We start from the raw sequence: 13794 nt of genomic DNA, 5'->3' as shown, positions 1-13794 counted from the left end.
GAATGGATATATCAGTTATTGTACCCGTCTACAACGAAGTAGATTCTCTTCCCAAGTTAGCTGAGTGGATAGAGAAAGTCATGGATGAAAATAAGTTCTCTTATGAGGTCCTTTTTGTAGACGATGGAAGCCGCGATGGCTCTTGGAAAGTTATTGAGGAGCTTTCTAATGGAAACTTCCGACTTAAAGGAATACGATTCCAAAGAAACTATGGAAAGTCGGCAGCATTAAACCAAGGGTTTACCGAATGCCAAGGCGAAGTGGTCATTACCATGGATGCTGATTTACAAGATAGTCCCGATGAAATCCCAGGATTATATGATATGATCATGAAGGATAAATTTGATCTGGTTTCAGGATGGAAAAAGAAAAGAAACGATCCTCTTAACAAAACCATCCCCTCTAAGTTTTTCAATGGGGCTACTGGTATGATGACTGGTATAAAACTCCACGATTTCAATTGTGGTCTTAAGGCTTATCACTCCGATGTGATTAAATCCATAGAAGTATATGGCGAAATGCACCGTTATATTCCTGTCATTGCTAAATGGGCTGGATTTAATAAAATTGGAGAGAAAGTAGTAACTCATTACCCACGCCAATTTGGAATCACCAAATTTGGAATTGAAAGATATGTAAATGGATTTCTCGACCTGCTAAGCATTAGCTTTGTCGGTCGTTTTGGGAAGCGGCCTATGCATTTCTTTGGTTTTATGGGTACTTTAGTTTTTTTCGTTGGGTTTGTAATCGCTATGTATTTGGCTTATGCTAAATTCTTTATGGAAGGTTATCGAATGACTGATAGGCCTCTATTTTACTTCGGTTTATTAGCCATGGCCGTTGGAGTTCAGCTCTTTCTAGCTGGTTTTTTAGGAGAATTGATTTCCAGATCATCAAACGACAAAAACAATTATTTAATTGCAAAAACGGTGGGCTTAAAAGACGAAAAATAGATTCATCTACCCCTTTTTATAAAACTCTTTTTACATGTACGATTTCGATAAAGTTATAGAGCGATCCGAAACAAATTCTGTAAAATACGACCTCAGAGAATTCTTTTTTCAAGATAAAGATGTGATTCCCATGTGGGTGGCAGATATGGACTTTGAAACGCCAGAGTTTATCAGAGATGCCATAAAAAAGAGAGCTGAACATCCTATTTATGGCTACAGCATTAAGCCTGAATCATATTTTCAATCTATTATCAATTGGTTAAAGAAACGTTTCACTTGGGACATAGAAAAGAAAGATATTCTATTTAGCCCTGGAGTAGTTCCAGGATTTACTTTGGCTATTATGGCCTATACTCAGCCTGGCGATAAAGTAGTGACTCAACCACCTGTATACTTCCCATTCTTTCAAAGTGTAGAAGATAATGGTAGAGAATTGGTTTATAACCAACTGATAGAGAAAGACAATTATTATACTATTGATTTTGAAGACCTAGATACTAAATTAAGCGATCCTAAAGCTAAAGTCCTTTTAATTTCGAGTCCACACAACCCTGTAGGACGAGTATGGCATAGTGAAGAATTAGAAAAAATGGTCACTTTATGTCATAAGCACGACGTTTTGATTCTTACCGATGAAATACATTCCGACTTAGTTTTCAAAGGAAGCCAACACATTCCAACAGCCTCTATTTCAAATACTGCAAAGGAATTATGTGTGACATTTATGGCACCCAGTAAGACTTTCAATATGGCTGGGCTTTCTACTTCCTTTTTGGTGATTCAAAACGAAAAGCTAAAGAAAAAATACGAGGAGATTCTGCAAGCTTATCATTTGGGCATGGGAAATGTATTTGGCAATGAAGCTCTTGAAGCAGCTTATAATTTTGGTGAAGATTGGTTGGAAGAGCTAAACGAGTACTTGAGTAGCAACACCAACTTTGTTTTTAATTTCTTAGAAAAAAACATCCCTGAAATCACTTTCTTAAAACCAGAAGCTACCTATTTATTATGGCTTAATTGTAAAGAGCTGGGTTTAAATGAAAAAGAATTACCCGCATTTTTTATTAAGAAAGCTGGGCTTGGTTTAAATAATGGAACTATATTTGGACCTGGTGGTAATGGATATATGCGCATGAATGTTGCTTGTCCTCTTTCTACCATAAAAATAGCATTGGGCCAACTATTACAAGCTATAGAACAACTAAGAAAGGATAAAAGATAAAGTGTTTTTCCTCAGAATATTAGAACAGTTTTTTGTTTGGTTGCAAAAAAAATTGCGCCCTGATGTTTTCATTTTAATTTTAGCCATCCTCATAGGTATCTTAGCAGGTATTTCAGCTTCTTTACTCAAAACCTTCGTTTATAAAATTGACCAGTTTGTTACCAATTTCAGCATAGAAAACGAAATTGACTTTCTATATCTTATTGCGCCAGGAATTGGAATCTTATTGACTTGGGTTTTATTTAAATATGTCATCAAAGACGAAACCAAACATGGAATTCCTAGAATCTTATTTGTAATCAGTCGCCTCGATGGAAAAATGAAATACCATAAAGCATTTTCTTCTATGATAGGAGGAGCTTTAACAGCAGGTTTTGGAGGAAGTATCGGACTGGAGTCTCCCATCATAAGTAGTGGTTCATCTTTTGGTTCGGGAATTGGTCAAATTTTAAAGCTAAACTTCAAAACCAAAACCTTGCTGATTGGATGTGGTGCTGCGGGCGCAATGGCCTCTATCTTTACCACCCCTGTGGCGGCTATAGTATTTGCCTTAGAGGTTTTAATGCTTGACCTTACTATTGCTTCCATCATTCCTCTTTTGGTGGCCTCGGCTACCGGTGCCATTACTGCAAGATTATTAACCAACGAAGCCTTATTATTTAATTTCTCCAGCAATTCTCCATTTGATATTTCAGATTTGCCATTCTACCTTGTTTTTGGCATCCTTGGAGGACTTGTATCACTTTATTTTTCTCACATGCACTTTATTGTTGCAAACATATTTAGCAAATTTAAAAGCTTCAGGTTAAAAATATTTGTAGGTGCTCTATCTCTAGGCATCCTCATTTTTCTTTTTCCAGCCTTATATAGTGAAGGTTATGAAATGATCAGACATATTATGAATGGAGAAGCTGAACTCATCCTTACACACAGCTATGTATTCGATTTCAGAAATATTCCCTATGTTTTCTTAATTTATATCATCCTATTAATTCTTCTAAAGATTATTGCAACTAGTATTACTATTGAAGCAGGTGGAATAGGTGGTATATTTGCTCCTGCTGCAGTAACTGGAGGACTCTTGGGGTTTCTCTATAGCAGAGTTATCAATACCTTTTCTCCTACTACCCATTTACATGAAGATAACTTCACCCTGGTTGGAATGTCCACAATATTGGCTGCTGTTCTGCACGCTCCTCTTACGGCAATTTTCCTTGTAGTGGAAATGACCAATGGATATGGTTTAATTGTTCCCCTAATGCTCACCACCTCTATAGCTTATGTGACCAATAGGACTTTTAATAGCCATTCTATTTTTACCAAACAATTGGCCGAACAAGGCGATTTAATCACTCATCATAAAGATAATGCCGTACTAACCCTCCTCCAAGTCAATCATGTCATTGATAAAGATTTATTAACCATAAAACCAGGAAGTACTTTAGGCGATTTGACCAAATTAATTTCGAAATCGAAAAGAAACATATTCCCCATTGTAGATGAGCATCTCAACTATTCTGGTCTTATTGATATGGATGATGTCAGAGAAGTCATGTTTCAATCGGAAAAATACGGTTGTCCTATCGACGATTTCAAGATGCAGTCGAAGGAACATGTTTCCACCAAAGATGCCATGGAAACAGTAATGCAAAAATTTAAAAATACAGGCTATTATAACCTTCCGGTTGTAGATAATGGGAAATATATAGGATTCGTAAGTAGAGCTAATATTTTTACAGCCTATAGAAAAATGCTTAATGAATTGTCAGATCATTAGGTCATTTACACCACGGAAATGAGGAGCCTCTTACACTATCTGGTGAAGCCATAGCTATTAGATAAGCTCTACTCATCTATCTCTAAACTTCCTTGACCTATTTCTAAATGGTTTTTCTCCGAGATGACACTTCGTCCCAATTCTTTCTCTGTGCTTTCACGAGCATCGCCAGCAACTTTTCCGCCTCTCTTTGCTACGTTTTTGTTTTCATGAAATGATTCAGGTTTTTCATTCTGTGAGATTTCTGTCGTAACCCTTTCGCCCAACATCGTAAATATCAGCTCTAAATCATCCATATTATCAGGTAGATTAACTTTTGATTTAATTGGCAGTTTTTTGAAATCCTTGTATTCACTTGGAGTCATTCCAAAAGTGGCTTTTGAAATTTCTGCCGTCAATATTGCATAATCCCTTTTCTCGGTAATACCTCTTGCTTTCCATTCATCGGTTAGGTTTTGGCGAATGGCAATTCCTCTGAGGCGCTTATCTATCCAATCTTGCGGATAACCTTTTTGCTCGTAAATGGCTTTCATTCGTTCTTGTGCCAGTTCGGGATTTTCAATTTCGTCTAACCGCTCTTTCCCAACTTGTGCCAACCATTGTTTAAAAGGTTCTGCTTTTTTCGAGGGAATGGATTGAATTATCCTGAATGCTCCTTTGGTATTAACACAATCTGTCTTGTATTTTTTGCCGTCTTTTGCCTCTAATTTCAGTTGTACCCAAATTGGGGACAACTGAAATTTTACAAATTCACGGGCTTTTACCTTTCCCCAATATTGCCTTGGAGTAGGGCTTTCAGTAAGTACTTCAACAATATCTACAACAGAATAAAACCACTCTTCTTCGTACCATACTCTGCGAATATTTTTGTCTTGAAATACTACGAGTTTGTTTTCTTGATTGCTCATCTTACCCTCTATTTTTTTAAATATAAGTCAATGCTATTTATGAGTGGCTTTTACATCTGGCTTCTTATTTATGATTCCTCAATCCTGCACTTTCTTTTTTCAGCCTGAACCTAAGTCGAATTTATAATAAACCACCAAACAATCCCCCCTATCTCATCTTACCATAAGCAAAAGGAATTCGATATCCCATTCCCCACTCAATAAAGTCAGCAACAGCACCATTTCTAGTTTTTAAAGCCGCTCTGAAAAACAATTTTTCTGTTAAGTCATAACTTCCGCCAACTTGGATATAAGTATTTCCTTTATGACTAACATGAGAAGATAAATTATACCCCAGTTGTGTCACAAGAGTTAATCTGTACATTCTCAAATAATGAGCAATATGAATTCCATAGTATGATAAATCACCAAAACTGGCATTTTCAATTTTTTCTGGATAATCTCTGAGGGCAGATTCATAAAATCCATCGAAACCAATACCGATTTTACCAACATGATGATAACACCAAGCATAATCCACAGAAGCTGAAGCAACAAAATAGGTAGGCCCATCATAAATTTGAGTAGTAGTAGTCTTTCCTCCCATACTTCCGAATAATATAATCTCAGAATGTCTTTGGAATTTAGAAATCACTTTTCTCTCAAATACAGGTCTAGTTGCAGGTTGATATTCACCATCTATATCTTTAGTATAATTTTTCACTGGATTAAAATTATAACGACCTCCCAAGGCAAATCCCATAAGGTTAATTCCCAAGTTTGGGGTTCTGGTGGAGCCATTCGACATATGAGAAACATCAAAATCAAAAGTGATATCCCATCTTTTTCCAAACTCATAAGTCAAACCAGTGGCAGCATTAAAATAAACATTATGATCCGAACCAATCACCTGTTGATCTGGATTTGTATAGGGATCATATTTGGTGAATCCATAGGACAAGCCCACTCCAAGTTCCCAATTCCACTTTAGCTTACCACCCTTTAACACGGGAGCACGCATAAACATATAAAGTGCGTTTGGATTCCCTAACTCACCACCTTTAAAAAATCCAGACCAAAAACCGACTCCATAAACCGGAAATCCATATAACTGGTCCCATTTCTGTCGCTTTCCATCAGATTGAAAACCCACTCTAATATCATAGGCATTATAGGGATTATCCATAATATCGTCTAAGGTTCCAGAATTCTTCAGAAACCGTCCATGATGCAGCTTCACGTCAATAACATTATAAAAACCATAATCTTCTTTATTTCTTTTATCTTCCAATCTCTTCTGATAATCCTGAGCATTTAGCCCATGAAGTATAAAGAGTGATACGAGTATAAGTATACCTTTTTTCATAGACTTAATTGTTTTTGGTTTTGCTATCAGTCTCCAAATTTGAATGATCTCGAGCAATAGGGACTAATTCATACTCAATATTTCGTGTGTTTGGACGATAGATATTTCCATCCAGAACATCCACAATTAAAGGTATAACACCTGTTACAATATCGAGCATTACATATCCAACATGAGGAAAACGAATCACCTCATATCGCAGGGTTTCATAGCCATCTTTCTTGATTTCTATCAAACTCCCCTCTTGAATTTTCCGTTTCTCTATACGAGTTTTAAAAGGAGTTTCACCAATACAATCTCCATCAAGATATACTTTTGCAGCTAAGGGAGAGCCTGCATTGACCTTAATGGTATTCTTCCTGCCACCTAAAATAGTGGCACAGGAACTCATTGTAGTAACCATTCCAATGACCAACAATAAAGCCATTAGTTTGTAAATGTATTTGTTTTGCATATGCGTTTTTTTCTGTAAATCAGACAATATTATATGACATATTCATACTTTCTTTCTGCTTAAAACCTATCTGTATCTGCAATTTTCTTTATCAGAGTTTATCTTTTGAAGAATGATTGGTAGATAATTAATATATAATCAAAAATAAATAAATTTACCTACATATCCCTACCTCAGTTAAAAAAACCCACTAACCACTGATTTACACATATTTAAAGCCACAAACCCAAGACTATTGTTTTCAGAATGTTTTTTTATAAAATGCTTTGCTTATTTGAGAAATAATCACTTATTTTGCAGTCCGTTTTTAGGAAACAAGAATTAAATTTAAAGCGATGTCTAAAATTTGTGAAATTACAGGTAAGAAAGTTATTACAGGGAATCATGTCTCTCACTCTCATCATAAAACTAGAAGAAAATTTCAAGTAAATCTTCATACTAAAAAGTTCTATGTTCCAGAGGAAGATAAATTCATTACATTGAAGGTATCTGCTAAAGGAATGCGCATTATCGACAAAAAAGGTATAAGCGTTGCTTTAAAAGATGCAAAAGATAAAGGATTTTATAACGCATAAACTCCTGTAAAGATATTTCAAAACGTGCTGTTTGTTCATTCAAGCAGCACTTTTTTTGTTGATTGTCGGTTCTTATATTGGTCTAATCTGCAGGCCAATTGAATTCACAATCTTAATCATTCTTAAATCCAATATCTTGATGGATTATCTAGTAAAGCTCTGATCAATATTTTCTATATTTGCCAGCCATGAATCAGAGGTATTATATTATCATATTTTTATTGAGCTTAGTGACTACCCTCTCCCAAGCTCAAGACCGAGACAAAGTCTTGTTTTCTGGGGTTATTGTTGAAAACGACAGTTTAAAACCAGTTTCCTATGCCAATATTATTATTGTCAATAAAAATTTAGGAACAATGAGTACTATAGAAGGATATTTTGCGTTCTATGCTCAGGAACAAGATACAATTCGTTTTAGCGCTTTAGGATTTGAACCTTCCTTTTATATCATTCCAGAAATGGTAGAAACCGAAAGGTATTCCATCATTCAGGTATTGGGAAGGGACACTCTAGAACTTGCTGAAACCATAATTTATCCTTGGCCTGCTAATGAAAGGGATTTTAAGGAGTCTTTTATTCATGATGAAATAGAAGACGACGAAGTGGTTCAAGCCAAGAAAAATCTTCAGATTAGTGCTATTCAACAGCCTAAAGAAGTGATTTTTCATGAGACTAGTGCCGCTTATAATTTTGATGAGGACATGAAGCGCGTTTCTTATGAAATGTATTATAATGGGCAAAGCCCTCCGCTCACTGTTTTAGATCCCATTGCTTGGTATAAATTTGTAAAAGCCTGGAGAAGAGGCGATTTTAAAAAGAAGAAATAATCATATGAAAATATATACTTTCCCAATCATCATCCTTTTTGCTCTTTTTAGCATAGGACTGCAAGCTCAGGATAGAAAGGCAAAAATTTCTGGTAAGGTGATTGATGAAAATCGACACCCTATTTCTTTAGCCAATGTAAGCATAGATGGAAAACCTGGAGGAACATCAACTGATGATTATGGAAACTATAGCCTTTCGATACCCGCCAATTCAAAAATCACCCTCGTTTTTTCTTTTATCGGTTATAAAACTGAGAAAGTTGAGATTAACATGAAGGAGGCTTTGGAGAAAGTGGTAAACATGACTCTTTTTACTACCGCGAAGCAACTTAGCGATGTCATTGTTGAAGATAAAGAAGTAAGGAAGTCCACATTAACTAGAATAGATCCTCAAGCTGCCTTAGCCATTCCAACTGTCTCTGGAGGAGTAGAAGCTTTAATCAAAACTATGCCTGGAGTTACTTCTAATAACGAATTGAGTTCACAATATTCGGTGAGAGGAGGGAATTTTGATGAAAACCTTGTCTACATTAATGGAATTGAAGTATACAGACCCATTTTAACGAGAAGTGGTCAACAAGAAGGATTGAGTGTAATCAATAGCAATATGGTTTCATCTATCTTATTTTCTGCTGGTGGTTTCGATGCCAAGTATGGCGATAAAATGTCTTCGGTTTTGGATATTAAATATCGTAAACCTACAAAATTCGCTGGCTCTGCAGATATCAGCCTATTAGGTGGTTCTTTCCATTTTGAAGGTATCAATAAGAATAAAAAACTAACTTACATTGCTGGCTTCCGTCAGAAATCAAACCAATACCTCCTCAATTCATTAGATACCAAAGGAGAATACAAGCCTAGCTTTACCGATTTACAAGCATTAATTGGATATCAGATTCATCCAAAATGGAGAGTTGAAGTCTTAGGAAATTATGCCAGAAACTCTTATAAACTGACTCCTGAAAATAGAGAAACTGCTTTTGGCCATATTAAAGAAGCCTATAAACTGAAAATCTATTTTGATGGACAGGAAGTAGACCGTTTCGACACTTGGTTTGGAGCAGTTACCACAACATACACTCCTAAAGAAAATGTTCAGTTAAAACTTATAGGAAGTGGCTATCAAAGCTTCGAAAGAGAAAACTATGACATTCAAGGACAATATTGGATTGGTAAACTATCAACAGATTTGGGACAAGAAGATTTTGGAGAAGTTACAGAAAGCAAAGGCGTTGGAACCTATTTAAACCATGCTAGAAACAGACTCAATGCAACAGTTTATAGCATAGAGCATCAAGGTATTAAAGAAAACGATCTAAGTATTCTACAATGGGGTTTAAAATTCCAACATGAAGCCTTCGAAGATAGAATGCGAGAATGGGAAATGGTAGATTCTGCAGGGTATTCTAGTCCAAATCCTCCTGACTCATTAGGTTACATGAACCCAGGAGCACAAATTGTTTATCCATTTACTTTGTTTGACACCGTCATATCTAATAACAAAATAGCTTCGAATCGTATTACTGGATACCTTCAGAACAACTGGGATTTCTATCATCCTAAAAACCAAATGTCTTTAACTGTTGGCGCACGTTTTAACTATTGGACTTATAATGAGCAATTCTTGGTTAGCCCTCGATTGGCATTTAGTTATAAACCAGAATGGGAAAAAGATGTTTTATTCCGCGCTGCCGCCGGAGTGTATTATCAACCTCCTTTTTATAAGGAATTACGAAGACCCGATGGCTCACTAAATCCTGAAATAAAAGCTCAAGCTTCCTATCATTTTGTGGTGGGTTCCGATTATAATTTTATCATGTGGGAAAGACCTTTTAAGCTCACCTCAGAGGCTTACTATAAGTATATGGACAATCTGATTCCTTTCTATGTGGAGAATGTAAGGATTGTTTATAGTGGAGAGAATAGCTCTAGAGGATACGCTACTGGTATCGACATGAAGATTAATGGTGAATTTGTGCAAGGAGTAGAAAGTTGGATGAGTTTATCGGTCATGAAAACCAATGAAATTTTCCGTGATAACTTTTATAATGACATATTCAGTGCTGACCCTAATGCTGAAGTACAAAATGTTTGGGTACCTAGACCTACCGACCAAAGAGTAACTGTAAATATATTTTTCCAAGACTACCTACCCATGTTACCTAATTTCAAGATGAATATGAATTTGGGCTTTGGCACTGGACTTCCTGTTTTTTATCCAAATTCGGATTATAATACAGTTATCACCAGAACCCCAATGTATAGACGTGTTGACATAGGTTTTGCCTATGAAATAATAGGACCAAAAACCAAAAAACCAACCAAAGGTGTTTTCAAACACTTTACCAATATGGACTTAACTTTTGAGATTCTTAACCTCCTAGACATTAAAAATGTGGTGAGTTACCTTTGGGTGAAGGACAATCAAAACTATGTTTATTTGGTTCCCAATTATCTAACTCCACGTCAGTTGAATCTTAAACTGGCGGTTAGGTTTTAAGAAATGAGAATAAATCTTTTCAAGACTTCCACTTACATATGATAATTCCTATTTTTGCTTTATGACTATCAATAATACATCTGCAAAACCATTTTTGAAATGGGCTGGTGGTAAGACTCAACTTTTAAGTGAAATAGAAAAAAGAATTCCATTTAAAAAAGACGATCGTTTTACATATATTGAACCCTTTGTTGGTAGTGGAGCTGTATTTATCTGGATGATGAGAAGCTTTCCTAAGATTGAGAAAGCTGTAATAAACGATGTGAATTCTGATTTAACCCAAGCCTATGATAGCGTTAAGAATCACCTTAAAGAGTTAACCTCCATACTATTTGATTTTGAAAAAGAGTATAATTCACTGATACATGAACCCGAAAAAAGAAGCCAAATATATTATCAAAAGCGTGATTTATTCAACACCCGAAAATCCTCAGCAGTTGAACAGAGCGCATTATTTATATTCTTGAATAAAACCTGTTATAACGGCCTCTACAGAGTAAATAAAAGCAATGAGTATAATGTTCCACAAGGGAATTACAAAAAGCCTAAAATTTGTAATGCTAAAAATTTACTAGCACTTTCAGAGCTTCTCCGGAAGGTTATCATTTTAAATGGCGATTATAAAGAGACTTTGAATACTGCCGATGAGAGGAGCCTTTTTTATTTCGATCCTCCTTATAAACCTATTTCTCGGAGCAGCAACTTTAATTCCTATTCGCAAAATGTATTTGGAGATAAAGAGCAAATAGAGTTAAAAGAGTTTTGTGATATTGTTGGTGAGCAAGGAAAGCTATGGTTATTGAGCAATTCCGACCTTAGAAATGCCGAGCCAAAGGATGAGTTTTTCGATACTTTATATCAAGATTATAAAATAGAGAGAGTTTTGGCAAAACGAAGAATCAACTCCAACTCAAAAAAAAGAGGTCTGCTTACAGAGTTGTTGATTTCTAACTACTAACAATTAAAGGTATTTTTGCTCCCTTGTCTATCTGCTTTGGCCAGGCAGACTTTAGGGTTTTGGGGTAAACAAAAAAACACTAATTCTGAAAGACACTAAAACGCCTACTTCTTCATCACCAAACAGAAAGCAGTTCCTTTATTCACATCACTCTCCACACGTATTTCAGCTCCAATAATATTGGCATATTCTTTCACTAACAACAAGCCCATTCCGCTACTTTTCTCATTTTGTGTTCCTGGCCTATTAAAATTACAATCGAGCTTAAATAAGCCTTGGATTTTATCCTTAGGAATCCCAATTCCTTCATCAATAACACAAATGAGAACTTGTCCGTCTTGTTCTTCCAAGGTCATACTTATAAGGCCTCCCACTTGACTATACTTAATGGCATTGCCCAGTAGGTTTTGGAGAATTTGAGAACATAATTTATGATCGGAATTTACTATATAACCCTCCTCCGCTCTCATTTCTAAATGGATCTCTTTTTTCTTAAGCTGTAAAGAGAAGATTGTTTTAACTTCATGAAATAGATTGAATACTTTAAACTCCTCTTTTTCAGCTTTAATGAGTCCTTGCTGAGTCTTTCCCCAGTCTAATAAATCTTCTAATAATCGGTAGGTTTGTATGGAGGATTGATTTAATTGTTGAATTCCTTCTTTCTTTTCTTGGTCTGGCATTTCATCCCAATCCAACTCCATAAGCTCAAGCAAACCGAGTAAACCAGTAAAAGGATTTTTTAAATCATGACCAAGAATCGAAACAAACCTATCTTTACTCATCAATAAGTCTTTCATCTCCTTCCTCTGCAGCATTAAATCTTTATTAAGCTCCCCTAAACTGTGATTAGAGCTTTGCAAATCAGTATTTAATGAATTAATCTTTTTTCGATTTCTACTTACTATTACTATAATGACCACCAAAACCATAACCATTAAAAAGACAGTTCCAATCACTGCTCTCTGGATAATGATTTCTTGATTCTGGTTTTCATTTTCTTTAGTTAAAAGCTCATAATTGTATTTTTCTTTGGCCATAAATTTCTCATATTCCAATATAGCCATTTGATTATTCACCTCCATGAGCTTCAATGATTCGGAAATTTGATGAAATAACTTATAATGCATCAAAGCATCCTCGTGATTTCCTTGAATGGAATCTAAGGAAGACAATTCTCTATGTGCGTTTTTTTGAAATCTTAAAAGCTCATATTTCATTGATAGTTCCAATCCATCATTTAAAAATGCTCTGGCTTTCTGATAATCTTTATTCCTCAAATGATACATTCCCATATTGGTATAAACAGCAGCTTGGTATGTTGGAAAATCTTCTAGCAAAGTATCATTATATACTAATTCGTAATAATAATTTGCTGAATCAAGAATATTTCTGTCAATGAAAGTATTTCCTATATTGATATTTGCCATTAATTGCTTTCTTGGTAACTCATATGATCGTACCAACTGAATTGATTTTCTAAAGAAATATATTGCAGAATCATAATCGTAAGCAACATCTTTATACAAAAGGCCTAGATTCGCATAATTTACATTCAGTAGATCCAGTTCATCATAGTTCTCATCAATTTTTATCGCCTGAAAATAAAAATCGTATGATTTATCAAAGTCTTCTATGCGATAATAAAACATAGCCAAAGAGCTATACGCTTTGATCAAGTATTCTTTATCTTGTGATGATTCAGTATTCTTCTCAACAATATGGTAGTATTCTGCAGCTTCAATATACTTATCCATATCCAAATAGGTAGAAGCTATATCTAAAACAGATTGTTGATAAAAATCAAACAATCCTTTTTCCAGCGCTATTTCACTTCCCCTTCGCGTATAAAGCAGGGCACTATCTTGAAAGCCTAAACTCCTTAAAGAATATGCAATATTATTATATAACCGGATTTCTTGAAAAGGCACATTCTCATCTACATAAGGAAAAGCTTTTTCATACTCATAAATAGATTGCTCATAATCACCTCTCATATAAATAATTACAGCTTTAGAGCTATATGTTTTGTACAATCCATATTGATAATCAATCTTTTTTGAAGCATTATAAATTGAATCTAAAAATAAACTGGCTGAATCAGGTTTCTTAAAAAGCAGTTTTTTACTTATGGATATCCAATCATTTATAACAGCAGTATCTACTTTATTTAAGTTACCAAAACTCAAATTAACATTGAGAAATACTAATGCAATTATGTATAAAGATTTAAGATTCATAGAGGTCTGTTTTATCAAACAAAGGTTATACCTTTTAC

Annotated in this window: 11 protein-coding genes; 7 read left to right on the top strand and 4 right to left on the bottom strand. The window is 35.1% G+C overall.

Features of this window, described 5'->3' with window-relative positions:
• Window positions 1–2: 2 nt before the first annotated feature.
• The 3 genes from HNS38_RS00405 to HNS38_RS00395 are packed head-to-tail and all read left to right on the top strand — an operon-like array spanning window position 3 to window position 3952.
• Window positions 3–953: a glycosyltransferase family 2 protein gene (locus HNS38_RS00405; protein ID WP_172278057.1), complete on the top strand. Its 951-nt coding sequence runs from the start codon at window positions 3–5 to the stop codon at window positions 951–953.
• A gap of 34 nt (window positions 954–987) precedes the next feature.
• Window positions 988–2175: a MalY/PatB family protein gene (locus HNS38_RS00400; RefSeq protein WP_172278059.1), complete on the top strand. Its 1188-nt coding sequence runs from the start codon at window positions 988–990 to the stop codon at window positions 2173–2175.
• Between the two features lie 40 nt (window positions 2176–2215).
• Window positions 2216–3952 (top strand): chloride channel protein, encoded by a 1737-nt coding sequence (locus HNS38_RS00395; protein WP_172278061.1) that lies wholly within the window; start codon window positions 2216–2218, stop codon window positions 3950–3952.
• A 68-nt stretch (window positions 3953–4020) separates the two neighbouring features.
• Here HNS38_RS00395 and HNS38_RS00390 read toward each other — a convergent pair whose 3' ends face one another.
• The 3 genes from HNS38_RS00390 to HNS38_RS00380 form a co-directional block, all read right to left on the bottom strand.
• Window positions 4021–4860 (bottom strand): Bro-N domain-containing protein, encoded by an 840-nt coding sequence (locus HNS38_RS00390; protein WP_172278062.1) that lies wholly within the window; start codon window positions 4858–4860, stop codon window positions 4021–4023.
• Window positions 4861–5008: 148 nt separating this feature from the next.
• A complete protein-coding gene (locus HNS38_RS00385; protein WP_172278064.1) occupies window positions 5009–6205 on the bottom strand; it encodes an acyloxyacyl hydrolase in 1197 nt (398 codons plus the stop codon).
• Between the two features lie 4 nt (window positions 6206–6209).
• On the bottom strand, window positions 6210–6659 hold the full coding sequence (locus tag HNS38_RS00380; RefSeq protein ID WP_172278066.1) for a hypothetical protein: 450 nt from the start codon (window positions 6657–6659) through the stop codon (window positions 6210–6212).
• A 335-nt stretch (window positions 6660–6994) separates the two neighbouring features.
• On the opposite strand from HNS38_RS00380, the gene rpmB reads away from it, so the two are divergent.
• The 4 genes from rpmB (at window position 6995) to HNS38_RS00360 (ending at window position 11519) form a co-directional block, all read left to right on the top strand.
• On the top strand, window positions 6995–7234 hold the full coding sequence (gene rpmB, locus HNS38_RS00375) for a 50S ribosomal protein L28 (RefSeq protein WP_172278068.1): 240 nt from the start codon (window positions 6995–6997) through the stop codon (window positions 7232–7234).
• Between the two features lie 188 nt (window positions 7235–7422).
• Window positions 7423–8061 carry a carboxypeptidase-like regulatory domain-containing protein gene (locus tag HNS38_RS00370; protein ID WP_172278069.1) on the top strand — a complete coding sequence of 213 codons (639 nt, stop codon included), beginning with the start codon at window positions 7423–7425 and terminating at the stop codon, window positions 8059–8061.
• Window positions 8062–8065: 4 nt separating this feature from the next.
• Window positions 8066–10561: a TonB-dependent receptor gene (locus tag HNS38_RS00365; RefSeq protein ID WP_172278071.1), complete on the top strand. Its 2496-nt coding sequence runs from the start codon at window positions 8066–8068 to the stop codon at window positions 10559–10561.
• 61 nt (window positions 10562–10622) lie between these two features.
• The gene (locus HNS38_RS00360; RefSeq protein WP_172278073.1) at window positions 10623–11519 is read left to right on the top strand and encodes a DNA adenine methylase; all 897 of its coding nucleotides are present in this window, start codon (window positions 10623–10625) and stop codon (window positions 11517–11519) included.
• A 104-nt stretch (window positions 11520–11623) separates the two neighbouring features.
• On the opposite strand, the gene HNS38_RS00355 is transcribed toward HNS38_RS00360, so the two are convergent.
• Window positions 11624–13756 (bottom strand): tetratricopeptide repeat-containing sensor histidine kinase, encoded by a 2133-nt coding sequence (locus HNS38_RS00355; protein WP_172278075.1) that lies wholly within the window; start codon window positions 13754–13756, stop codon window positions 11624–11626.
• Window positions 13757–13794: the final 38 nt, after the last annotated feature.

It is taken from the genome of Lentimicrobium sp. L6 (assembly GCF_013166655.1).
Taxonomy (GTDB): Bacteria; Bacteroidota; Bacteroidia; order Bacteroidales; family UBA12170; genus UBA12170.
This window is presented reverse-complemented; position numbering and strand designations above follow the sequence as displayed.

Coding starts and splice junctions, on each gene's coding strand:
- HNS38_RS00390 (WP_172278062.1), bottom strand. CDS start 4,860: ATGAGCAATCAAGAAAACAAACTCGTAGTATTTCAAGACAAAAATATT.
- HNS38_RS00400 (WP_172278059.1), top strand. CDS start 988: ATGTACGATTTCGATAAAGTTATAGAGCGATCCGAAACAAATTCTGTA.
- HNS38_RS00385 (WP_172278064.1), bottom strand. CDS start 6,205: ATGAAAAAAGGTATACTTATACTCGTATCACTCTTTATACTTCATGGG.
- HNS38_RS00360 (WP_172278073.1), top strand. CDS start 10,623: ATGACTATCAATAATACATCTGCAAAACCATTTTTGAAATGGGCTGGT.
- HNS38_RS00380 (WP_172278066.1), bottom strand. CDS start 6,659: ATGCAAAACAAATACATTTACAAACTAATGGCTTTATTGTTGGTCATT.
- HNS38_RS00405 (WP_172278057.1), top strand. CDS start 3: ATGGATATATCAGTTATTGTACCCGTCTACAACGAAGTAGATTCTCTT.
- rpmB (WP_172278068.1), top strand. CDS start 6,995: ATGTCTAAAATTTGTGAAATTACAGGTAAGAAAGTTATTACAGGGAAT.
- HNS38_RS00370 (WP_172278069.1), top strand. CDS start 7,423: ATGAATCAGAGGTATTATATTATCATATTTTTATTGAGCTTAGTGACT.
- HNS38_RS00355 (WP_172278075.1), bottom strand. CDS start 13,756: ATGAATCTTAAATCTTTATACATAATTGCATTAGTATTTCTCAATGTT.
- HNS38_RS00365 (WP_172278071.1), top strand. CDS start 8,066: ATGAAAATATATACTTTCCCAATCATCATCCTTTTTGCTCTTTTTAGC.